General features: G+C 65.2%; 20 protein-coding genes. 10 read left to right on the top strand and 10 right to left on the bottom strand.

What is annotated here, in order from left to right; all coding sequences use genetic code 11:
* Nucleotide 1 precedes the first annotated feature (1 nt).
* Complete coding sequence (locus ABIB35_RS10920; protein ID WP_354181289.1) at nt 2–931, top strand: cation diffusion facilitator family transporter; 930 nt, start codon at nt 2–4, stop codon at nt 929–931.
* Nucleotides 932–960: 29 nt separating this feature from the next.
* Here ABIB35_RS10920 and ABIB35_RS10915 read toward each other — a convergent pair whose 3' ends face one another.
* Nucleotides 961–1,953, bottom strand: a complete 993-nt coding sequence (locus ABIB35_RS10915) for a universal stress protein (protein WP_354181412.1) — start codon at nt 1,951–1,953, stop codon at nt 961–963.
* 285 nt (nt 1,954–2,238) lie between these two features.
* Between ABIB35_RS10915 and ABIB35_RS10910 the strand changes: the two genes are divergently transcribed.
* Together ABIB35_RS10910 and ABIB35_RS10905 are read left to right on the top strand one after the other, a co-directional pair.
* Nucleotides 2,239–2,901: an FAD-dependent monooxygenase gene (locus ABIB35_RS10910; protein WP_354181287.1), complete on the top strand. Its 663-nt coding sequence runs from the start codon at nt 2,239–2,241 to the stop codon at nt 2,899–2,901.
* A 150-nt stretch (nt 2,902–3,051) separates the two neighbouring features.
* Entirely contained in the window at nt 3,052–4,482 is a 1,431-nt protein-coding gene (locus ABIB35_RS10905) for an NCS2 family permease (RefSeq protein WP_354181285.1), read from the top strand.
* 156 nt (nt 4,483–4,638) lie between these two features.
* On the opposite strand, the gene ABIB35_RS10900 is transcribed toward ABIB35_RS10905, so the two are convergent.
* The 3 genes from ABIB35_RS10900 to ABIB35_RS10890 form a co-directional block, all read right to left on the bottom strand.
* Nucleotides 4,639–5,508 carry a spermidine synthase gene (locus tag ABIB35_RS10900; protein WP_354181411.1) on the bottom strand — a complete coding sequence of 290 codons (870 nt, stop codon included), beginning with the start codon at nt 5,506–5,508 and terminating at the stop codon, nt 4,639–4,641.
* A gap of 111 nt (nt 5,509–5,619) precedes the next feature.
* On the bottom strand, nt 5,620–5,985 hold the full coding sequence (locus tag ABIB35_RS10895) for a thiamine-binding protein (RefSeq protein ID WP_354181283.1): 366 nt from the start codon (nt 5,983–5,985) through the stop codon (nt 5,620–5,622).
* A 48-nt stretch (nt 5,986–6,033) separates the two neighbouring features.
* The gene (locus ABIB35_RS10890; protein WP_354181281.1) at nt 6,034–7,584 is read right to left on the bottom strand and encodes an APC family permease; all 1,551 of its coding nucleotides are present in this window, start codon (nt 7,582–7,584) and stop codon (nt 6,034–6,036) included.
* A gap of 285 nt (nt 7,585–7,869) precedes the next feature.
* Here ABIB35_RS10890 and pta point away from each other — a divergent pair, with 285 nt between their 5' ends.
* The 4 genes from pta (at nt 7,870) to ABIB35_RS10870 (ending at nt 13,118) form a co-directional block, all read left to right on the top strand.
* Complete coding sequence (gene pta, locus ABIB35_RS10885) at nt 7,870–9,942, top strand: phosphate acetyltransferase (RefSeq protein ID WP_354181279.1); 2,073 nt, start codon at nt 7,870–7,872, stop codon at nt 9,940–9,942.
* Nucleotides 9,942–11,099 carry an acetate/propionate family kinase gene (locus ABIB35_RS10880; RefSeq protein WP_354181277.1) on the top strand — a complete coding sequence of 386 codons (1,158 nt, stop codon included), beginning with the start codon at nt 9,942–9,944 and terminating at the stop codon, nt 11,097–11,099. The genes pta and ABIB35_RS10880 overlap by 1 nt, the downstream gene beginning before the upstream one ends.
* 112 nt (nt 11,100–11,211) lie before the next feature.
* Nucleotides 11,212–11,721, top strand: coding sequence for a hypothetical protein (locus ABIB35_RS10875; RefSeq protein WP_354181275.1), 510 nt, complete (start codon nt 11,212–11,214; stop codon nt 11,719–11,721).
* A 212-nt stretch (nt 11,722–11,933) separates the two neighbouring features.
* Nucleotides 11,934–13,118 (top strand): zinc-dependent alcohol dehydrogenase, encoded by a 1,185-nt coding sequence (locus ABIB35_RS10870; protein ID WP_354181273.1) that lies wholly within the window; start codon nt 11,934–11,936, stop codon nt 13,116–13,118.
* A 28-nt stretch (nt 13,119–13,146) separates the two neighbouring features.
* On the opposite strand, the gene ABIB35_RS10865 is transcribed toward ABIB35_RS10870, so the two are convergent.
* From ABIB35_RS10865 to ABIB35_RS10855, 3 genes are read right to left on the bottom strand one after another with little or no spacing between them, the layout of a single operon-like run.
* The gene (locus ABIB35_RS10865; protein WP_354181271.1) at nt 13,147–13,656 is read right to left on the bottom strand and encodes a metallophosphoesterase family protein; all 510 of its coding nucleotides are present in this window, start codon (nt 13,654–13,656) and stop codon (nt 13,147–13,149) included.
* A gap of 9 nt (nt 13,657–13,665) precedes the next feature.
* Nucleotides 13,666–14,061, bottom strand: coding sequence for a DoxX family protein (locus ABIB35_RS10860; protein WP_354181270.1), 396 nt, complete (start codon nt 14,059–14,061; stop codon nt 13,666–13,668).
* Complete coding sequence (locus tag ABIB35_RS10855; protein ID WP_354181269.1) at nt 14,058–15,947, bottom strand: glycoside hydrolase family 15 protein; 1,890 nt, start codon at nt 15,945–15,947, stop codon at nt 14,058–14,060. The genes ABIB35_RS10860 and ABIB35_RS10855 overlap by 4 nt, the downstream gene beginning before the upstream one ends.
* A gap of 237 nt (nt 15,948–16,184) precedes the next feature.
* Between ABIB35_RS10855 and ABIB35_RS10850 the strand changes: the two genes are divergently transcribed.
* A complete protein-coding gene (locus ABIB35_RS10850; RefSeq protein ID WP_354181268.1) occupies nt 16,185–17,441 on the top strand; it encodes a DUF445 domain-containing protein in 1,257 nt (418 codons plus the stop codon).
* A 27-nt stretch (nt 17,442–17,468) separates the two neighbouring features.
* Here ABIB35_RS10850 and ABIB35_RS10845 read toward each other — a convergent pair whose 3' ends face one another.
* The 3 genes from ABIB35_RS10845 to ABIB35_RS10835 form a co-directional block, all read right to left on the bottom strand.
* Entirely contained in the window at nt 17,469–18,218 is a 750-nt protein-coding gene (locus ABIB35_RS10845; RefSeq protein WP_354181266.1) for a hypothetical protein, read from the bottom strand.
* Nucleotides 18,219–18,377: 159 nt separating this feature from the next.
* Entirely contained in the window at nt 18,378–18,650 is a 273-nt protein-coding gene (locus ABIB35_RS10840) for a GlsB/YeaQ/YmgE family stress response membrane protein (protein ID WP_354181265.1), read from the bottom strand.
* 130 nt (nt 18,651–18,780) lie between these two features.
* Complete coding sequence (locus tag ABIB35_RS10835; protein ID WP_354181263.1) at nt 18,781–19,437, bottom strand: alpha/beta hydrolase; 657 nt, start codon at nt 19,435–19,437, stop codon at nt 18,781–18,783.
* 197 nt (nt 19,438–19,634) lie between these two features.
* Here ABIB35_RS10835 and ABIB35_RS10830 point away from each other — a divergent pair, with 197 nt between their 5' ends.
* Together ABIB35_RS10830 and ABIB35_RS10825 are read left to right on the top strand one after the other, a co-directional pair.
* Complete coding sequence (locus tag ABIB35_RS10830) at nt 19,635–20,666, top strand: 1-phosphofructokinase family hexose kinase (RefSeq protein WP_354181262.1); 1,032 nt, start codon at nt 19,635–19,637, stop codon at nt 20,664–20,666.
* Nucleotides 20,666–22,873, top strand: coding sequence for a PTS fructose transporter subunit IIABC (locus ABIB35_RS10825; protein WP_354181260.1), 2,208 nt, complete (start codon nt 20,666–20,668; stop codon nt 22,871–22,873). The genes ABIB35_RS10830 and ABIB35_RS10825 overlap by 1 nt, the downstream gene beginning before the upstream one ends.
* Nucleotides 22,874–22,895: the final 22 nt, after the last annotated feature.

The raw sequence follows: 22,895 nt of genomic DNA, 5'->3' as shown, positions 1-22,895 counted from the left end.
CATGGGAGATCATCAAGGCCACAGTCACGGGCTGCCCGCGGGCACCGCAACCGGCCGGCACCGGCGCAAACTGCTGATCGTTTTCCTCATCACCATCAGCGTTGTTTTCCTCCAGGTGGCCGGCGCCCTGCTGTCCGGATCGCTGGCGCTGCTGGCCGACGCCGGTCACATGCTTTCCGACGCCGCCGGCGTCTCGATCGCCCTGCTGGCGGCCTGGATCGCCACCCGTCCGGCCACGAAACGCCGCACGTACGGCTACCAGCGCGCCGAAGTCCTGGCCGCCCTGGCCAACGCGGTGCTGCTGATCGTCATTGCCGCCGTCATTTTCACCGAGGCCATCCGCCGCTTTGGAACGGAACCGGAGGTGCATACCGGCCTCATGCTGGGTGCGGCCCTTGTGGGCGGACTGGCCAATCTAGCCTCGCTGCTGGTGCTGCACAGCGGCCGCAAGGAAAGCCTGAACGTGCGCGGCGCCTATTTGGAGGTTCTGGGCGATCTGCTGGGGTCCGCCGCCGTGGTGGTGTCCGCCGTCGTCATCATGCTCACCGGCTACCAGCAGGCGGACACCTGGGCCTCCATCCTGATTGCCTTCATGATCCTGCCGCGGGCCTGGTCGCTGCTCAAGGAAGTCATAGACGTCCTGCTCGAGGCAACCCCGCAGGGTGTGGACACCGAAATGATCCGCGACCACATTGTGCGGGTGGAGGGCATCTCAGACGCCCACGACATCCACATCTGGACCATTACCTCGGGTGTTCCCGTGTTCTCCGCCCACGTAGTGGTCGACGACGACCACCTCACCTCGGATCGGATGGACCAGCTGCTGGACCGGCTGACAACGTGCCTCAGTGAGCACTTCGATACCGAGCACTGCACCTTCCAGCTGGAACCGGCAAGCCACGCGGTCCACGAAGGGCAGCAGCACGCCTAACGGTCGCGGCTGCCCCAGCCTGCCGCCCCTTACTCTTCCGGGAGCGATCCGAAGGCGGCCCGGTCCGCGAGCCGCGGATCCTCGTGGTCCGGAACCACCATCAACGGTCCCTTTGCATGATGCAGCACGCTCTGGCTGGTGGAGCCCATCAGCATGCCCTTGAAACCTCCGCGACCGCGGGTACCCATCACCAGCAGCTCCACGTCAGCGGTCCGGTCGATCATGATCTCGGCCGGAGGCCCGTCAAGGAGCTGGATGGACATCGGCAGGTCCGGGAAGTGGCTTTGCAGCCAGGCCTGGCCTGCACGCAGCTGCTCGGCAATTTCCTCGTGCAGTGCCTCAAGATCCAGCGGGGCCGGAACCCAGGCAAGGGAACCGCTGAAGGGCGGAAGTGCGCAGAGGATCTGCAGCGGCAGTCCGCGGCTGCTGGCCTGCTCGGCAGCCACCAGGGATGCTGCACGCCCCTGCTCCGAGCCGTCCACTCCCACCACCACCACATCTTCGACGGTCCGGACAGTGGGGGCTCCGGCCGGCGGCCGGACCCCGGCCTCGGGCAGCCGGCCCGCCGTCCGCAGCGGTACCACCACTGTGGGGCACTTGGCGTGGGCGGGCAGCGCACTGGAAACCGAACCCAGCAGCCGCCCCACAAAGCCGCCGCGGCCCCGGGAACCCACCACCATCAGGTCCGCTTCTTCGGAAAGTTCCAGCAGGACCGCTGACGCATCGCCGGTTTCAACCCGCGGAAAAACCTCAATGTTGTACTGACTGATGCGTTCCAGCGCCTTGTCCAGCACCGCCTGGGCTCCCTCACGGATGATCGAGTCATCCATGGTGGTGTATCCCGCATCCATGGAAGAGGCCGCAAAAATGGGCACGGTGTAGGCAGTGACCACGTGCAGCGGACTTCTGCGCCGTTCGGCTTCTTTCGCCGCCCATACCAGGGCGCACATGCTCTGGTCGGATCCATCCACACCAACAACGACGCCGGGTGACGCCTCCAGTCCGCTGTCCTCGCTCCACATTGAACCACTCACAGTGCCGCACCCCTCTCGAAACATCCACGGCTGCCGGAGCGCTCCTTCGGACCGCCCGGAAATGTGCTCGTGTGGGTAGCCTACCGTGCCCCTCCCAGAGAAACCCCACTCTCCGGAACACGCCAAAAGAGGCACTACAAAGTCGCGTGAAAGGCGGATAGGCTTCGGGCATCACAACCGATATACATGCCCGCTGAGCTGAGGGGCGGACATCTGCGGGCATGGAAGAGGCGCCGTTCCCGCAGCCTTGATCTATGTCAGGGGGTTGCCTCGGTGGATAAAGCAGCGGGTAGAACAGCGGCACATGCACAAACCGGCCCGGACAACGGCGGACTCCCCGCAGCGGACGCGCGGACTGAGGTGACGGGCGCCGTCGTCATCGGCTGCGGGCTGAGCGGCCTGGCGGTGGCAAGTGAACTGAGCAGGCAGGGCGTGGACTCCATTGTCCTGAACGGCCTCGCTCAGGACACCGAGCCTGTTCACGCGCCGGTGCCGGACCCCGGAAGCCTGCCCGAACGGGCGGAACTGCTCCGTCTGCTGCACGGTTACGCCGCCGGCCATTCCCTGGACATCCGCCGCGGCACGCCCGCCGAGGACCTGGGCCTGCTGCGGGGATCCGGCGTGCCAACCCCGGTGCCGGGGCCAGTCAAGTGGGCGGTGCGCACCCATCACGGCCTCCTGCTAGCCGACGCCGTGGTGCTCACGGGCTGCGGACACCTGGCCGTACTGAAACTCGTCCGTTCCCTGGGGTTCGCCGCCGGGACAGAATTGCGGAACGCCCTGCGCAGTGTGGGCCTCTATGTGGTCGGCGCAGGCGAAGCCCTGGCCTCCCCCACCCGTGAACTCGTTCGTCAGGCCAAGCGGGCGGGACAGGAAGTGGCCGTGCGAAACACTGCTCTTGCCGGATATCCCGGGATGCGGACCGGCACCGCTTAGCTTCCCTGGATCCCTAAAAATGGGACGAATCTCACGATTTCAGGCCACTGTGAGCGCTTATCGCGCCTCCCAGACGGCCAAGACGGCGCGATAAGATCGAATGGCGGTATTTCCCACCCCAAAAGCCAACACCCATTCAGAGGATGCGTCATGCTCAAACAAGGTTCAAAGCTGGACCGATATTTTGAAATCTCCAAACGGGGTTCGTCGGTGTCGCGCGAAGTCCGGGGTGGGCTGGCCACATTTTTCGCCATGAGCTACATCGTGGTTCTGAACCCGCTCATCCTCGGCGGTCCTGATTCCGCAGGCAATACCCTGGCCGGTCCGGCCGTTGCAGCAGCCACCGCCCTGGTGGCAGGCGTCCTGACCATCATCATGGGCGCCTGGGCAAAGCATCCCTTCGCACTGGCCACCGGCCTGGGCGTCAACGCCTTTGTGGCCGCCACCGTCGCCACCAATGACGGCCTGACCTGGCCCGATGTCATGGGCCTGGTGGTGCTCTCCGGAATCACCATGTTCATCCTCGTCCTGACCGGCTTCCGCACGGCTGTTTTCAAAGCCGTTCCGGCCGGCCTCAAGACGGCGATCGTTGTGGGCATCGGCCTGTTCATTGCCCTGCTCGGATTCGTGAACGCCGGCTTTGTCCGCCGGATCCCCGACGCTGCCGGCACCACGGTTCCCGTGGAGCTGGGCACCGGCGGCCAGCTCATCGGCTGGCCAAGCCTGGTCTTTGTGTTCGGCCTGATCCTGACCATCGGACTGATGTCACGCAACGTCAAGGGCGCCATCCTCATCGGCATCGTTGCGTCCACCATCCTCTCCGTGATTATCGAATTTGTGGCGTCCCCCGGCTCGCAGGGTGCCGGCGTCGCCTCAGGCTGGTCACTGGTCACCCCCAGCATGCCTGAGTGGGCCGCCCCTGACCTTTCCCTGCTGGGAGACGTCAACATTTTTGGCTCCTTTGAAACCCTGGGCGTTGTCGCTGCTTCGCTGCTGGCCTTTGTGATTCTGCTGAGCATCTTCTTTGATGCCATGGGCACCATGGTTGGCCTGGCCACGGAGGCCGGTTCCATTGACAAGGACGGCAACATCCCCAACGTGGAGAAGGTGCTCCTGGTGGATGCCGCGGGCGCCGTCGTCGGCGGTGCGGCCGGTGTTTCGTCCAACCAGATCTTCGTGGAATCCGGCTCCGGCATCGCGGAAGGCGCCCGCACCGGCCTGGCCTCCGTGGTCACCGGCCTGCTGTTCATCGTTGCCATGTTCCTCACCCCGCTGATCTACCTGGTGCCGTTTGAGGCCGTGGCCCCGGCGCTGGTGGTGGTGGGTTACCTCATGGTTTCCCAGGTCGGAAAGATCGACTGGAGCGACATTGGCATTGCCATCCCCGCGTTCCTGACCATCGCCCTGATGCCATTCACCTACTCCATTGCCAACGGTCTGGGTGCCGGCTTCATCACCTTCGCCCTGATCCGGCTCTTCCAGGGCCGCGCCCGGGAAGTCCACCCCCTGATGTGGGTTGTGGCGGCAGCGTTTGTGCTCTTCTTCTCCGTGGGCGCCATTTCCTCCGCCCTTGGCGTCTAAGGTTCCAGGGTCCAGGTGAGAACCGCTCACTGAACCGTCTGAGCAGACATAACAAAGGCCGTCCCCGGTGCAGGTAGCACCGGGGACGGCCTTTTCTCATGCTCGGCAGCGAGGGTTCTGCGGCGCCGTGCTGAGTGCTGGAAGTGCTGCTGTCGGTCAGGCTGCCTGGGCGTCAGTCAGCGGCCGTGTTCCGGCGGCAAAGGCGCGCACCTGCGCGTCGTCCCACAGATGCGCCGGAACTCCCCCGCCCAGCAGCGTCCGCGGCAGGGACGGGTGGCCGGCAAAGGGCGAGTCGCTACCGGCAATGATCATGTTGCCGTACCGGCGGCCCTTGAGCATGGCGGGGTCCGCCACAATGGCGGTGTGCGCAAACACCTCACCTACGGCCGCGGCTTCCCGCCGTGCCCCACGCAGATCCGGGGTGTCTCCGCAGTTGATGATGTACAGGCCGCCCGGGGCCAGGACCCGTGCAGCCTGTGCCGTGAATTCCAGTGTTGTCAGTGCCTGCGGTGTCTTGGCTCCGGCGAAGACATCTCGGATCACCAGGTCCCTGCTGTCATCGTGGAGGGTTTCCGTAACCTCCCGAGCCTCACCGACCCGCAGGCGCATCAGAGGCGCCCGGGGCAGGTCGAACCAGGCCCGCACCAGTTCCGCGAGACGTCCATCCAGTTCCACCACCACCTGCCGGGCGTTGGGGAAGCCCGCAGCAAAATAACGGGCCATGGAACAGGCGGCGCCGCCCAGATGCAGGGCACGCAGCTTGGCGTCGGCATCCCAGTGGGTGTCAACGAGGGCAGCAATCCAGCGCATGTACTCGAAGTCGAGCTGGCGGGGATCGTTAACGTCAATGTGTGAGCTGTGGACGCCGTTGACCTTGAGAATCCACCCGTTGGGGTTGAACTGGTCCGGGATCAGTTCACAGGTTCCGGTATCCACGGGATACGTGCCCGCCACGGGCCCGGATGAGGGAGTACCGCCGGCTTCAGGAGTATCCGCGGGAGCTTTCCCCGGCCGCTGGCGGCCCATCAGGCAGCCGTCCGGAAGGTACTGATGATCCGTAGGCACGGGGGCGCCGTGGAGGAACTGGGGGTAGGGGTCATGCTTCCAGTTTAAGCGCCCTCACAGCAAGGACCCGCTTCAGGAGGGCGAGAGGCCGTTTCCGGTGCCCGCACCGGCGGAGCGTTCCAGGGCAGCTTCCAGGCGTTCAACCTTGCCCTCAAGCTCGCCGGCATGGCCTGGCCGGATGTCAGCCTTGAGAACCAGGGACACCCGGCTGCCGTAGCGGCCCACGGCTTCGGTGGCGCGGCGGACCACGTCCATCACCTCATCCCACTCGCCCTCCACCGTGGTGAACATGGCGTCGGTCCGGTTTGGCAGACCGGACTCGCGGACAACGCGGACAGCGGCGGCAACAGCGTCATGCACCGACGCGTCCGCCGCCGCCGGGCCTGCGGGGGTGTCCGGGCCAACGCCGGACGGAGCTACTGAAAAGGCAACCAACATGCGCCCCAGTCTGCCACCGGCGCCGCCGAACGCAAGCCCGGGCGCAGATCAGGCCTCCGGTGCCGGTGAACTCTGTTCGCGTTCCAGCCGCTCGGCGCGCGTATCCCGTTCGGCCTGCCGGATGTCGGCAAATTTCTCGTTCATTCGCGAGTGCCGCTGCCCGTAGGCAAAGTAGACCAGGAATCCGATCAGCAGCCAGCCGGCAAAGTAGACCCAGGTCTCCACGGCCAGATTGGTCATCAGGTACAGGCACAGGAGGGCTGAGAGGACCGGAATCACGGGCCCAAACGGCACCCGGAAGTCGGGCTTCAGGTCCGGGCGCTTACGGCGCAGGACCAGGACCCCTAGGCTGACCACAACAAACGCGGACAGCGTGCCAATGTTGATCATTTCCTCCAGCACGTCCACCTGCGTGAAGCCGGCCACCAGCGCCACCAGCGTGCCGCACAGGATCTGCAGGCGCGCCGGCGTCGAGTGTTTGTCACTCGTGCGCGAGAGCGAGCGCGGCAGCAGGCCGTCGCGGCTCATGGCCAGCACCACGCGGGCCAGACCCATGAGCAGCACCATGATCACGGTGGTAAGGCCAATCAGGGATCCGACGGCGATTACCTGCGCCGCCCAGGGGTTGCCCACCAGAGTGAACGCGGTGGCGAGGTTCGGCGATTCAGCCGCAGCGAGGTCGGTGTAGGGAACCATGCCCGTCAGTGCCAGGGAAACGCCGATGTAGAGCAGCGTGACCACTGCCAGGCCGGCGAAGATACCGCGCGGCAGGGTCCTGCCCGGATTCTTCACCTCTTCGGCGGACGTGGCAACGACGTCGAACCCAATGAAGGCGAAGAAGACAATCGCCGCGCCGGCAAAGACGCCCAGCGTGCCGTACTGGGCCGGCGCCGCCCCGGTCATGAAGGAGAAGAGCGACTGTTGCATCACGCCCTGGGTGCCCAGGCCTTCGGTGGAAACAGCATCCGGGATGAACGGTGTGTAGTTCTCCGCCTTGACGTAGAAGAAGCCCGCCACAATGACGAACAGCACTACGCCGATCTTGATCAGCGTGAACACGTTGCCCACCTGAGCGGAGAGCTTGGTGCCCATCACCAGCAGGACGGTGAATACCGCAACGATCAGCAGGGGCCCCCAGGTCAGGTCCACCGGGCCGAGGTCAATCGTGGCCGGAATGTCCAGTCCCAGCAGTTTGAACACCTCACTGAGGTATATGCCCCAGTACTTGGCGATCACGGCGGCCGCGGTGAATAGTTCCAGGATCAGGTTCCAGCCGATGATCCAGGCCACGAGCTCGCCCATGGTGGCGTATGTGAAGACATAGGCGGACCCGGCCACCGGAATAGCGGTGGCAAACTCGGCGTAACACATGATCGCCAGGGCACAGGTGAGTGCGGCGAGGACAAAGGAGAGGGTCACGGCAGGGCCGGAGAAGTTTGCGGCTGCCTTGGCTCCCACGGAAAAAATTCCGGCACCCACTGCTACTGCAACACCCATGATCATCAGATCCCAGGTGGTCAGGGAGCGTTTAAGCCGGCGACCGGGTTCGTCGGCGTCCGCTAGGGAATCCTCGATGGGTTTCGTTCGGAAGAGACTCACTGTGGTCCTTGTGCTCGGGTGTCCGTCAAACTAACCGATCAATCGTAGGCCGCTGACCGGCGCTCACCAGTTTAATCCCACATGTTGAGACACGGCAGTCCATGCCTGCCCGGCGGACCGGGTTTGCGCGCGGCGGTGCGGCATCTCCGCTAGCCACTGCCCGGCGCATTTGGGAGGATGAAGATGTGTCCTCGGCCACCGTATCCGGCGATGCCGGTGCGCGGCCACAGTGTCCCGCAGTTCTCCTTTTTTTCAGCCCCGAAGCCCCACAGATCGGACATCACCATGGCCCGCGGAATCTATATCAGTGCCATGACCCCGGGGTCCGGCAAATCCCTGATCACCTTGGGACTAGCCGACATGCTGCTGCGCCATGCGGACCGGGTCGGCTTTTTCCGGCCGATCGTGGAAGGCACGGAACCGGCGCAGGACCCCATGGTGCGGCTCATGCAGCGCAAGTTCAACCTCACGGCGCAGACCAGCCGCGGCGGCCTGACGCGCAAGGAACTGCGAGCCCTGCTGGTGGCCGGCGAACGTGGCGAGGTGGATTCCCGGTGCATGGCCATCTACAACGAAGTGGCATCCCACTGTGACGTGGTGATCATCGAGGGTACGGACCTCTCCGGGCACGACGTCGCTCTGGAGTTCGATTTGAACGCGCGGCTTGCGAATGACCTGGGCGCGGTGGTGGTGGCCGTTGTGAATGCCCGGGAAATGAGTATTGCCGAAACAGCCGACGCCGTGGATCTGGCCCGGCACGAGCTCAGCACCGCCCGGTGCGACCTCCTGGCCATGATGGTCAACCGCGCCGATCCGGACGCGGTGGAGGAAGTCCGCACCGCCGTGCGGCCCGGCGCGTCCGGCCGGCCCGTCTACGTGATGCCGGAACTGAACGAGATTTCCCAGCCGTCCATGTCCGAGGTCGCCAAAGCCCTGGGCGCCCGGCAGGTAGCCGGCAGCGCATCACTGGAGCGTGACGTCGTCGGCGTCAAAGTTGCCGCCATGACCGTAGGAAACTTCATCTCCCAGCTGCAGCACGGCAACCTGGTTATTGCTCCCAGCGACCGGGCGGACGTCATGGTCGCTGCCCTGGCATCCGCAGTGGCCCCGGAGTTTCCGGTCCCCAGCGGCATGGTCCTGACCGGCGGCCTGCCCATCGATCCGGGCATCCTGGCACTGCTGTCCCAGGCACCGTTTCCGATCTTCGCCGTGGACGACGACACCTACACCACCGCACGGCAGGTCAGCCGGGTGCGCGGTGAGATCTCCTCCGGGCAGCGGCGTAAGGTTGCTGCCGCCCTTGGCGTGTGGACCCGGCATGTTGATGAAGACGAACTCCTGGAGCGGCTGGAGCTGCCACGCCCGGAAAAGACCACTCCGCTCCGGTTCCTGAACCAGCTGATTGTCCGTGCCCGGGCACAGCGCAAGCACATTGTCCTTCCGGAGGGCCTGGATCCGCGGGTCCTCCGAGCTGCGGAAATCCTGCAGCGCCGCGATGTCTGCGCGCTGACCCTGCTGGGCCCTGAGGGCCAGGTCCGTGAACTCGCCGCCAGTGAAGGCATCGACCTCAGCGGCACCACCATCATCAATCCGGCCACGAGCGGCCTGCGGGACGATTTTGCCCGCGAATACGCAGTCCTGCGGGCCAAGAAGGGCGTCACGCTTGAGGACGCCCGCGAGCGTATGCTCCATGGGGCATACTTCGGCACCATGATGGTGCACTTGGGCCGCGTGGATGGAATGGTTTCCGGAGCAGCGCACACCACGGCCAACACCATCCGTCCCGCTCTGGAGTTCATCCGGACCAAGGACGGCGTGGACATTGTCTCCTCCGTGTTCCTCATGCTCCTGCAGGACCGGGTCCTGGTCTACGGAGACTGTGCAGTGAATCCGGATCCGGACGCCAAGCAGTTGGCCGACATTGCCCTGGCTTCCGCAGATACCGCAGCCCAGTTTGGAGTGAGGCCGAGGGTTGCCATGCTGTCCTACTCCACCGGCGCCTCCGGCCACGGCGAATCTGTGGAGACGGTGCGTGAAGCAACAGAGCTGGTCCGCAGCCGCCGCCCCGATCTGCCGGTGGAAGGGCCGATTCAGTACGACGCGGCCGTGGACGCCTCCACTGCAGCTTCAAAACTGCCGGGTTCCAGCGTGGCCGGGCAAGCGACCGTGTTCATCTTTCCGGACCTCAACACCGGCAACAATACGTACAAGGCTGTGCAGCAGTCGGCGGGTGCAGTTGCCGTGGGACCCGTCCTGCAGGGGCTGCGCAAACCGGTCAACGACCTATCCCGGGGCTGCACCGTCGAGGACATCGTCAACACCGTGGCCATCACCGCGGTCCAAGCTCAGGAGGGCTGATGCTGGTACTGGTCATCAATTCCGGATCCTCGTCGCTGAAATACCAGGTGCGGGACACGGAAAGCGGCGAACTCCTGACCAAGGGAATCATTGACCGGATCGGTGAGGAGGCGGTGCCTGACCACGGCGCCGCTCTGGAGGAGCTCAGCCGTCTGCTGCCGGAGGCTCTCGGCGGGCGGGATATTGACGCCGTCGGACACCGGGTGGTTCACGGCGGCGAGCGCTTCAGCGAACCGGTCCTGATCGATAATGAAATTGTCCGGTCCATCGAGCGCCTCAGTCCGCTGGCACCCCTGCATAACCCCGCCAGTGCACGTGGTATCCGGGCCGTACATGACAAGTGGCCCAAAACTCCGCAGGTAGCCGTCTTTGACACCGCGTTCCACCGCACCCTGCCTCAGGAGGCCTGGCGCTACGCCCTGCCCAACAGCCTGTACCGGAAGTACGGGATCCGCCGCTACGGCTTCCACGGCACCAGCTACGGTTTTGTGGCTCCGGCGGCGGCAGACTTTTTGGGCATCAAGCCGCAGGAGTTCGACGCCGTCATTGCACACCTGGGCAATGGGGCGTCCGTCGCTGCCATCAAGAACGGCCGCAGCATTGACACCTCCATGGGGTTCACTCCCCTGGAGGGCCTGGTGATGGGGACGCGCAGCGGCGACGTGGATCCATCCATTCTGGTGTTCCTGCTCCGTGAAGGCTATGACGCCAACACCCTGGATGATCTGCTGAACCGGGAATCCGGTCTACTGGCGCTAGGCGGGGCATCGGACATGAGAACCCTGACGGAGGCTGCAGCCGGCGGAAACGAAGCAGCTGCCATGGCCCTGGACGTAGCGGCGTATCGACTGGCCAAGTACATCGGCGCCTACCACGTTGCCGTTGGCGGTGCGCAGGCAGTGGTGTTTACGGCCGGGATTGGAGAAAATGCCTGGGAATTCCGCGAACTGACGGTCAACAGGCTCGGCGCCCTGGGAATCTCGCTGGATGCCGACGCGAACCTTAGTCGCGGCTCCGAGGCGAGGCTGATCAGCACCGCTGATTCGAAGATCCCCGTGCTGGTGGTGCCAACCGATGAAGAGGAGGCAATTGCTGAAGCCACCGCGGAGGTCGTGGCCCGGAGCAGCACCTCCACGCCCAGCCCGGCCGCCCCGTAGCGAGTGCCGCACCCGTAACCGGCCACGAGGGGCAGACAGGCCGTCATCCTTGGGCTAACGTCGATTACCCGGTCAAGCAGAGGCCGCCTGTTACGGACGTGCGGAGAATCCCATGCTCAGCGATTCACGGGAATACCCTTCAACTGACCACGCGCTACGGGTCCTTGTCCGGATTGATACGCAGCTTCGCCTGGCCTGCCTCGAAGTTCGCGGCTGCCTCACCTCCACTACCTACGCCACCCTGGCAAACATCCTGACCCATACGGGAGCCCTCGGAGCCGGAGTGCGGGTAAACCTCCTCCGGGCGGAGCACATCGAAGGTGACGCCTTGCAGCACCTGCGCGGCTATGCTGATGCCGCCGTGGATGAGGGCGCCCGGTCTGCCCACGGGACAACCTACTCCTCCGGCCCGGCCGAATCGGTGCCGGTTGAAATCTTGGTGCCGGACACCCTCCCCGTATGCCGGCTGGGTCATGAACTCCCCGCGGTTCCCCTCGGCCGGCCCGCTTTCCCCGGCCACGCATTGACCAATGCGGAAGCTGCGGAACGGGCGTTCCTGCTGAGGGACCCCCGGGTACTAGCCGACCGGCCGAGCCCGGACACAGGTTCCCACTCTTTGTAGCCTGGTGGTCCTGGAGTGATCCCCACAGCCCCACCAACCCCAGAGACTGGGAACACGTGCACGGACCTGCCGGATCCCTGCGCCTGCACTGTTCCCTGAATCCCGCTGCACCCCTGCACACCCCTGCTGTTTTGTCAGTACCCTTAGTATTTGCCACAATGGACTTCACGTACTTTCCGAGCACCCAAACGCAATCAGCAGGAGGAGCGCACATGAAGGCAGTAACTTGGCAGGGAAAGCGGTCCGTCAGCGTCATCGAGGTCCCGGATCCGGTGATCCAGGAGCCCACCGACGCCATCATCCGCATCACGTCCACAGCACTGTGCGGATCCGATCTGCACCTTTACGAGGTCCTGGGCCCGTACATGAACCGGGGCGACATCATCGGGCACGAACCCATGGGGATCGTCGAGGAAGTGGGGCCCGGCGTCTCCAACCTCAAGCGGGGTGACCGCGTGGTGATTCCCTTCCAGATTGCCTGCGGCTCCTGTTTCATGTGCCGCCGCGGACTGCAGACCCAGTGTGAAGTCACCCAGGTGCGCGAGAAGGGATCCGGAGCGCCGCTGTTCGGCTACTCAGAGCTGTACGGTTCGGTTCCCGGCGCCCAGGCCGAATACCTGCGCGTGCCGCACGCGGACTACGGGCCCATCAAGGTTGGTTCCGAACTTCCGGATGAGCGTTACCTGTTCCTTTCCGATATCCTCCCCACCGCCTGGCAGGGCGTCCAGTACGCCAACGTGCCCGACGGCGGAACGCTGGCTGTCTACGGGCTGGGCCCGGTGGGGCAGTTCGCAGCCCGGATCGGCACGCATCTTGGGTACCGCGTGATCGGTGTGGAGCCGGTGGCCGAGCGGCGGGCCCTGGCGGCGAAGCACGGCGCGGAGGTGCTGGACCTGACCAAGGACGTGGCCGAGGAGCTGCGCGAGATGACGGACGGCCGCGGCCCGGACTCAGTGGTGGACGCCGTGGGCATGGAGGCCCACGGATCCACGGTGGGCAGCCTGGCCCAGACCGCCGTGGGCTTCCTGCCGGACAAACTGGCCCAGAAGGCCATGGAAACGGCCGGCACCGACCGGCTTTCGGCCCTGCACGGCTCGATTGATGCCGTCCGCCGCGGCGGCACCGTGTCGCTGAGCGGCGTGTACGGCGGCATGGCCAGCCCGATGCCGATGATGGAGATGTTCGACAAGCAGCTGCACCTGAGCATGGGCCAGGCCAACGTCAAGCGCTGGGTGGATGACCTCATTCCGCTGGTCGAAGATCCGTCCGACCCGCTGGGCGTCATGGACCTGACCACCCACCGGGCCGGCCTGGAGGAGGCACCTGACCTGTACGAGAAGTTCCAGAAGAAGGACGACGGCTGCATCAAGGTGGTGTTCACGCCAGGCGCCAACTAGGCGCGCGGCGAGGGACGAAGCTCGCCGCCTAAGCGTCCCGAGGGGGAAGCCGCACCAGCTCCGGAGTGACGGCTTTCCCCTCGATTTTTACGCGCAGATACGTGCAGAAAGGCTGGCGGCGCCGATCCGTGGGTGAGCCCGGGTTCAGCAGCCGCAGACCGGAGGGTGTCACGGTGTCCCAGGGGATGTGACTGTGGCCGAAAATCAGCAGGTCCGTCGCCGGAAACTGCTCCTCCATACGTTTTTCCCGGCCCGCAGCCGGGCCCGTTTCGTGGATGACGGCAAGCCGCACCTGCTCCACCGTGGCCGCGGCGATCAGAGGCAGGCGGGCCGGCAGTGCGCCGCCGTCGTTGTTGCCGTAACAGGCGATGAGCCGGCGGGAGCGCTGCAGCATTTCATCGAGCGCGTGCTCGCTGACCCAATCACCGGCGTGGACCACGGCGTCGGCAGCCTCAACGTCCCGCCACAGCTGCGCTGGCAGTTCTCTCGCCCGCTTGGGCAGGTGGGTATCGGAAAGTACCAGTAGTTGCGTTGCCATGGGAACTGCCTAGCCCCGCAGGCTCCAGGCCCAGCGGATCAGGGGCAGCTGCAGCGGCAGTCGGACCAGGTGGATGGCCTTCTCCCGGTCGGATCCGCGGGGGCCGAAAGCGCGCTGCAGGGCGCTGAGATGCCCGGCAATGAACGCGATGTACATCAGGGTGGTTCCGGTGGCCGCTGCCCGGCGGGTGGCCGGCACAAGCAATCCCGCAGCGGCCGCAAATTCCAGCACTCCGCTCAGGTGGGTCCACTGCCGGCGCGTCATGACGCCAAACTGACCGTGGGTGTCCGTACTGATGCTCCGGGGAACCACTGCGTTGTAAAACCGCGGATTGCGGAAGTGGTTGACGGCGCTGGCGGACAGCAGCGCTGCCATGGCGGCCGCTGAGAGACTATGACGGTTCATCTGCTTCTTTCCGTGGGGAGATGCGCCTCGGAAGATCCGGTGGACGCGGTAAAACCCTGATCCGGCAGCGGCGCCATGGTGTTGAGCGCATCCGCGGCCCGGACCAGGGCAAGGTGGGAGAAGGCCTGCGGAAAGTTGCCGGCCATCGTGTTGTGAACGGGGTCGTACTCCTCACTGAGTAGGCCCAGTTCGTTGGAGTATGCCACCAATTGGTCCATCAGCGCGCGGGCGTCCGCGGCGCGGCCGGTGGCAGCGTACTGCTCCACCAGCCAGAAGCTGCAGGCCAGGAACGGGTTCTCCCCCGCCTCCAGGCCGTCAACACCGCTGTGCGTGGCGTAGCGCAGCAGCAGGCCGGAGTCCGTGCGGAGGTCCTTCTCCAGCCGGGCCACCGTGCCCAGCATGCGTTCGTCGTCGTACGCCAGGAAACCCACCTGCGGAAGCTGCAGCAGCGACGCGTCCACCTCGGTGCTGCCGTAGTACTGGGTGAAGGAATTGCGTTCCCTGTTGAAACCCCGGTTCAGGACCTCTTCGCGCAGACCGTCACGCAGGGCATCCCACAGCTCCACCGGGCCGTCCAGTCCGTAGGTTCTGACGGCATCTGCCGCCCGGTCGAACGCGGCCCACATCATGACCCGGGAATGCGTGAAGTGCTGGGGGTCCCCGCGCATCTCCCAGATGCCGTGGTCCTTTTCCTCCAGATGGCGTTCCAGGAACGTCATCAGCGAACGCTGCAGCGGCCAGGAAAAATGATCCTCCTCCACGCCCTGGTCCCGCAGTTTGGCCAGGGCCACCATTACTTCACCAACAACGTCAGCCTGGTACTGGCCCACCGCCCCGTTTCCGACCCGCACCGGAACGGCCCCCTCGTACCCGGAAAACTGGGGCAGGATGCGTTCGGGCAGTTCACGGGCACCGTCCACCGCGTACATGATCTGCAGGTCCTCCGGGTCACCGGCCACCGCCCGCAGGAGCCAGTTGCGCCAGTGCAGTGCTTCCTCCTCGTATCCGTGACCCAGCATGGCCTCAAGCGTCAGTGCCGCGTCCCGGAGCCAGCAGTAGCGGTAGTCCCAGTTGCGTTCCCCGCCCGCAATTTCCGGAAGCGAGGTGGTGGGAGCCGCCACAATGCCGCCGGTGGACTCATGCGTCAGAGCGCGTAGCACCAGCAGCGAGCGCAGGACGGGGGCTTCATACTGCTTGGCGCGATCGCAGTGGTCGGCCCACGTCTCCCAGTAAACGGTGGTGGCCGCGAGGGCCGCGTCGATGGCCGTCAGCCGGGGCACTTCAAAGTGGGAGGGATACCAGGTCAGCTCCATGTCCACGTGCTCACCGGCGCTTACTGTAAACCGGCCCACGTGGCGGTGATCCTCGGCAGTGGGAAGGTTGTCCCCGCGAAGCACCAGCGCATTGGGCCCGGCCACGGCCAGCAGCCGCTCCCCGTGCGGATCCGGATCACGGCGCATCCAGGGCAGGACGGTTCCGTAGTTGAACCGCACTTCCAGCTCCTGGCGCATATCCACCGTGCCGCTGATCCCCTCTACCCGCCTCACGATCGACGCCCGGCCGTCACCGACCGGCATGAACTCGGTGACCAGTGCACTGCCGGTGTCGGTGGCCCAGTGGGTCTGCAGGATGAAGGTGGGACCCAGATAATTTCGGCTGACGACGGCGGCATCCCCCTCGGGTGCCAACAGCCACCGCCCGTGGTCTTCGGTCCCCAGCAGTGCACCGAACACCGACGGCGAATCGAAGCGGGGCAGGCACAGCCAGTCGATGCTTCCCCGGCGGGATATCAGGGCGCCCGTGTGCAGGTCCGACACCAGCGCATAGTCCTCAATGGGGGAAGCCATCACCCCACTCAACCACACGGCCGCCGTCCGTCCCAGCATCCGGAAGGCTGCCCCGCGTTTGCCGACATGGCACCCTGCGAAGCAGACTGATTAGATTGGCTGGACGGTTCCTGCCGCGGCACCCTGCCGGTCCGCGGCACACGAGCCGGCACAAGCACGAGGAGCGGCATTGATTTCATCGTCGGCATGGATTTCATCATCGACCCCGATTCTATTTTCGGTACTTTCAGCCCCGTCTGCCCGGACTCCGTGGGCTAAGGGATCCGGGGCTTCGGAATGAGCGTCCCGGTGCTGGATGATGCCCAGCGGGCCGAGGGCCTTCGCCGGATGAAGATATTCGCCACCGGGCTCCTGGTGGCGCTGGCGATTGTCTTCGTCTTTTCCTTCGCCCTGCAGGAGCGCTATCCGTGGCTGCAGTACGTCCGGGCGGCGGCCGAGGGCGGCATGGTGGGCGCGCTGGCTGACTGGTTCGCGGTCACGGCGCTGTTCAAGCACCCGATGGGCGTGAAGATTCCGCACACGGCCATCATTCCGCGCAAGAAAGACCAGATCGGCGCGTCCCTGGGCCAGTTCGTGGAGAGTAATTTCCTCTCCGAGGAGGTCATTACGCAGAAGCTGGGCTCCATGGAACTGGCGCAGAAGGCCGGTGCCTGGCTTGAACGGCCGGAAAGCGCGACCCGCGTCGCCACCGAGGGATCCGCTGCGATCCGCGGCATCCTGCGGGTCCTGGACGACGAGGCCGTCAAGACGGTGCTCGAGTCCATGTTCCGCAGGCACGTGGTGGACCCGCCCTGGGGTCCGCCGATGGGCCGGGTGGCCGAACGCGTTTTCGAGGAGGGGCACCACCATCAGCTGGTGAACCTCGTGGTGGACAGCGTCAACGACTGGGTGGCCGCGAACCCGGATGTCATCTCCGAGCTGGTGGCCCAGCGATCCCCGTCCTGGGTGCCGTCCTTCGTGGATGACCTGGTGGGCGACCGCGTGCAGGTGGAAGTGGGACGCTTCCTGCGGGCCGTTCAGGAAGACCAGAACCATGAGCTGCGCCGCGCCCTGGATAACTACCTCAAGGGTCTGGCCCGGGACCTGCAGGAAGATCCCGCCGTAATGGCCAAGGCCGACGCCATCAAGGAACAGGTGCTGGACGACCCGCGGGTCCAGCAGCTCATCACCCAGACCTGGGCCACCATCAAGGATGCCCTCACCACCGCCGTGGATGACCCGGACAGCGAACTGACCCGCAATTTCAAGGCCGCAGTGCAGGACTTTGGACACCGGCTGGCCACAGACCCTGAGCTGGCGGAAAAGGTTAACACCTGGATCGCCGACGCCGCCGGCTATCTCGTGAAGACCTACAGCAGCGACATTGCCGCAGTGATCACCGAGACGGTGGAGCACTGGGACGCCCAGGAAACGTCCGAAAAGATTGAGCTCCAGGTGGGCAAGGACCTGCAGTTCATCCGGATCAACGGCACCGTGGTGGGCTCCCTGGCCGGGCTGGCCATCTTCACCGTGGCCCACGCCGTCTTCGGCTAGGCCGGGGAGCCGGGGTGCACCTGCGGGCTAGGACCTGTTGTCCGGCATCTGCCGCAGTTCCTCGGCCAGCTCGCCGCTGATCGTGTCCGGTGCCGGGCCAAAGGCACGCCGGGCGGTCTTTACGACGCCCTTACCCATGGCATGGTTTCCAGCCCCGCCCACCACTGCCCCGATGCCCAGCGGCAGGGCACGGCCGAGAAGTGCGGTCCCCTGCCGGGCAACAACGCGTTTTGTAAACTGCCGCCGGATGGAAGATCCAACGGATCCCATCACGCCGGACGGCATGGCGCCCAGGGAACTAGCCCAGGGTTTGGCTCCGCGCCCGGCAACGGACTGCATCATGGCCGTCCCCTCTTCGCCGAGCATGATGGCCATGACCATGGTCCGGGACCGGTCGGGGTCCGTCAGGTGCACACCGTGCAGCTCTGCAACGGACTGGGCGTACAGCGCCGTTGCTTCCAGGAAACCCACCGTTGCCGCTGCCGAGAGGCCCAGGGCCGCCGCGGTGCCAATGGCGGGCACGACGGCGGTGGCGCCCACTGCGGCTCCGCCTCCGGTCACCGTGGCCAGGTAATGCTTCTCGACAATTGACACCAGCTCTTCCGGGGTCGCTTGGGGATGTTTGCGCTGCAGCCTGCGGATGTTCGCGAGGACAAGCGGACGCTGGACCTCCACTGCACGTTCCATCGCGCGCAGCAGGGACCCCTTGGGGGTACCGTTCTTTTCAAACACGGTCCCTCCGGCAATCTTGAAGGCACGGTTGGAGACAAATCCCACGGCAACGCTCCTTTCGAAACTGTTGGGCCGGTGCACCGCACCGGCCCGGTTAACCCTACGTGAGGCGCATACAGAAAAAGCGGGGCCGGCGCATATTCCGCCGGCCCCGCCTGTCTGCGCTTACTGCAGATCTCCGCACCATAGCGCGGAATTCATGAACTACGCGTGGCTGCTCTTACGAGTAACGAAGCCGTAGATCACCAGAACGATGAGGGATCCCAGGATGGCAAAGATCCACGTGGCCAGCGACGTCAGCGAGAAGATGTCGGTGCCCTTGTTGAAGATGGCGCCGCCGATCCAGCTACCAAGCAGGGCGCCGATGACGCCGAGAACCAACGTAGCGATCCAGCCGCCGCCCTGGCGACCCGGCAGGATTGCCTTGGCGATTGCACCTGCGATAAGACCCAGAATAAGGAAAGCAATGAAACCCATGATGAATACTCCTTGCTGCATGAACGAGTGATTATTCCGAACGGCCTGTGGGCCGCGCTTTCCTCCACTGTACTTCATAAGCATGCTTATGTAGTAGTCGACAAGGATTTTTCATCCCGTGTTATAGATGTTAGCCACTTTTGTTTTTCACATCATCCTGCGCCTTGGGCAGTACATAACTGCGGAGGAAGATGCTCACATCTCGGACCTCTTCGCGGTCTATTGCGTGCCCCATCCCGGGATAAGTGCGGGCAGTCAATGCGGTGTTTTCGGTCAGCCACTTCTGTGTGTGGAGAATCGCATCTTCGTTAATGACCCAGTCGTTTCGGTCCCTTCCCCAGAAGAAGGGAACCGGTTCCGGCAGCGGTTCCGCCATTGCCAGCAGCTCATTCTCGGTTATGAATCCGGAGAGGCCAACAACGGACGTAAATGCTGCCGGACGCAGCCGCAGCAAAGTTCCGGCCATTGCCATCCCCTGAGAAAAACCCAGCAGGGACACTCCGGTGAATGATCCCTCGGCGCGGACCCGGTCCAGCCAGCTGAAGACCCCTGCCGCTGCCTCCAGCACTTCGGCGGTGCCGGACTGCAGATACGGGTCCAGCAGGAACCAGCCATGGGAGTCGCCCACAGGGAATGTTCCCCGCAGGGAAGCACCGGTGATCCCTGCGGGCAACGCAGGAAAGAGCCCGGCCAAGCTGTGCTCATCTGTTCCGTAACCGTGGAGCATGACGAGCAGATGGGTACCGGGACGGTTCTTTGCCGGAGCGGACCACAGGACGTTGTACATCCACTCACCCTAGTTCCGGAGCGGATCCAGCGCCCGTTTGGGCTTCCCAGGCGTGCGGGAAACGCGGGCCATTGCATTCACTCATCAACCTAAATACCGTTAATTCAGCTGCCCCGGAAGCGGCAACCGCCCAGCGCCCAACAGCTGAACACGGACGGTAACTGCGGCACCTTCAGGAGTCCGAACATGGTGGTTCAATGATTGTCACCCTCACCGTCAATCCCAGTCTGGACCGGACCATCGAGCTCCCCGGGGCACTTCTGAGGGGAGCGGTGCAGCGCGCTGCAGCAATCAGCGAGGACCCGGGTGGCAAAGGCGTGAACGTCAGCCGTGCGCTGACCGTGTCCGGCCTCCAGTCGATCGCCGTGCTGCCCGGCCGCGACGACGATCCGGTGATGGGATTACTGCGCGGCGCCGGGGTCAGTTACGCGAATCTTCCGATTGCCGCCCCGGTGCGGAGCAACATTACGCTCACCGAACCGGACGGAACCACAACCAAGATCAACATGCCGGGCCCCCCGCTTGACGCCGCGGACCAGGAAGCCCTCATCAGCTTGCTGGTCACCACGTGTGCGGCCGGAGAGAAGGGTTCCGCCGCATCCTGGCTGGTACTTGCCGGCTCGCTTCCGCCCGGCGCCTCACCGGATCTCTACGCGCTGGTGGCCCACGCTGTCCGACGGCGTTTCGGCGACGGTGCTCCGCGGATTGCCATCGACTCCTCCGGCCCCCCGCTGCTGGGAGCCCTTCGACATAATGCCGCCCCGGATCTGCTCAAGCCCAACGCAGAGGAGCTGGCCGAGGTCACCGGCATCGGAACGGAAGACGAGCTTGAAGCGGATCCCCTCCTCGCAGTCGGCGCGGCACGGACTCTGATCGCCAGAGGTGTGGGGGCGGTCCTGGCAACCCTGGGCCCCAAGGGTGCCCTGCTGGTCACCGCCGGGGGCGCATGGCAGGCAACCCGCGCGCCGGTTGCGCCCCGGTCAACCGTGGGCGCGGGCGACTCCTCATTGGCGGGTTATCTGCTGGCGGATGTCGCCGGCGCTCCGCCGCGTGACTGCCTGCGCCAGGCCGTGGCCCACGGCGCCGCTGCGGCCTCCCTTCCAGGAACCACCGTTCCCACGCTCGCGCAGACCGATCCCGGTGCCGTGACCGTGGCGGAGCTAGAAGGCCCCCCTGCCGTTCCCGGCACCGGCGCCACTCGGACCGCATCCACTAAGGAGGAAGACTAATGTCTGATCTCATCACACCGGAGCTGGTCACCCTGGACCAGAACCTGGGAAGCGAACGGTCCGAGGTGATCCGCCACCTCGTCCAAAAGGTCGTCTCCACAGACCGGGCCACCAGCTTCGACGAGCTGTATTCGGATGCCATGGCCCGCGAGTCCAAGACCGCAACTGGCGTTCCCGGCGGGATTGCCATTCCGCACTGCCGTTCCTCCGCCGTCACCAAGGCCACGCTGGCCATGGCTCGGATCGAACCCCCGGTGGACTGGGGAGCCAAGGACGGCCCCGCGGACATCGTCTTCTTCATCGCCGCGCCGGAGGGTGCAGACCAGGAGCACCTCCAGCTGCTGGCCAAGCTGGCGCGCTCACTGATCAAGAAGAACTTCACCGGTGCGCTGCGGACGGCCCGGTCGCCCGAGGACATTGTTGAGCTGGTAGACGGCGCCCTGGGGCTGGGTCCTGTTCCGGAGTCGCAGACGGGCGCGGCGCCGTCGGGCACCACTAATGCCGCTGGGGCCACAGGAGCCAGCGCCGCCGGCACAGGCACCGGAACTTCCGGCACTGAAAGCGGCGGTTCCACCGGCGCCAGAACTTCCGGCACTGAAAGCGGCGGTTCCACCGGGTCCGGCGGTGCCCACAGCGCTGGCGACCCCGCCCCCGGTGGAACTGACGGCGACGGCGGAAGCGGATCCGGCGACGGCGGAACAGTTCACCACCTCGTGGCCGTCACCGCGTGTCCCACGGGCATTGCCCACACATACATGGCCGCAGATTCCCTGGCCGCAGTAGCCGCCGAGCGGGGGATTGACCTACAGGTGGAAACGCAGGGCTCTGCGGGCTCCACTCCCCTGGACCCCGCCGTCATCCGCAACGCTGAGGCTGTCATTTTCGCCACCGACGTCGACGTCCGGAATAAAAGCCGGTTCGCGGGCCTGCCCGTGGTTGCTGGCCCGGTGAAGCGGGGAATTGACGAACCCGGCGTCATGATCGACGAGGCCCTCGCCGCAGCCAAGAACCCCAACGCCCGGCGTGTGGCCGGCGGGGGCGGCGGCGGCGAGGAACGCGATCCCCAGGGCAGCGGCGGCGGCGAAGGCTTCGGCGGACAACTCAAACGGGCACTGCTCACGGGTGTCAGCTACATGATCCCCTTCGTGGCCGGCGGCGGTCTGCTCATTGCCCTGGGCTTCCTGCTCGGAGGCTATGAACTCTCACTGTCAGATGACACAGGTACCCTGAACGGCGACACGATCCTGGACGGAAGCACGCTGTTCAACCTCGGCGACGAGAGCCTGCGCATATATTTGGGTGCTGTGTTCTGGAAGATCGGCAACCTGTCGATGGCCTTCCTGGTACCCGCACTGGCCGGTTACATTGCCTACGCTCTGGCCGACCGCCCCGGCATCGCACCGGGCTTCACGGCCGGCGCGGTGGCCCTCTTTATGGACGCCGGTTTCATTGGCGGCCTGATTGGCGGCCTGCTGGCCGGCTATGTCGCCCGGTGGGTGGGCAGCTGGACTGTACCCAGCTGGTTGCGCGGCCTGATGCCGGTGGTCATCATTCCTCTGGTGACGTCTTTGATAGCCTCCGGACTCATGATTTTGGTTCTGGGCGGACCCATAGCCGCCCTGACGCTGGCCCTGAATGATTGGCTGTACGGCCTGTCCGGCGTGACCGCTATCGCACTGGGTGTCATTCTGGGACTCATGATGGGATCAGACCTCGGCGGCCCCATCAACAAGGTGGCGTATGCGTTTGCCGTGGCCGGGCTTGGCGAGGGAAGTTTCGAAAACCAGGCTCCCTGGCAGATCATGGCCGCAGTCATGGCCGCAGGCATGGTGCCGCCGCTGGGCATGGCCCTGGCAACCGTGCTGGACAAACAGCAGTTCACCATGGCCCTGCGGGAGAACGGCAAGGCTGCCTGGTTGCTCGGTGCCGCCTTCATCTCCGAGGGCGCCATTCCTTTTGCCGCGGCGGACCCCCTGCGGGTGATTCCATCCAGCATGATTGGAGGTGCCCTCGCCGGCGCCATCTGCATGGGGACCGGCGTCACCTCCCAGGCGCCGCACGGCGGGATTTTCGTGTTCTTCGCCATCGGCAACCTGCTGATGTTCATTGTGGCTATCCTCGCGGGAATGGTGGCCTCAGGATTGATCTATGTTGCACTCAAGCGGTGGACGGCGCCCAAACGCGCAGAGGAGCCCGTCATTGCCTAAACCAGCCACCACCCACAGAGAG

The sequence above is a fragment of the Arthrobacter sp. UYP6 genome, assembly GCF_040547315.1.
GTDB lineage: Bacteria > Actinomycetota > Actinomycetes > Actinomycetales > Micrococcaceae > Arthrobacter_B.
This window is presented reverse-complemented; position numbering and strand designations above follow the sequence as displayed.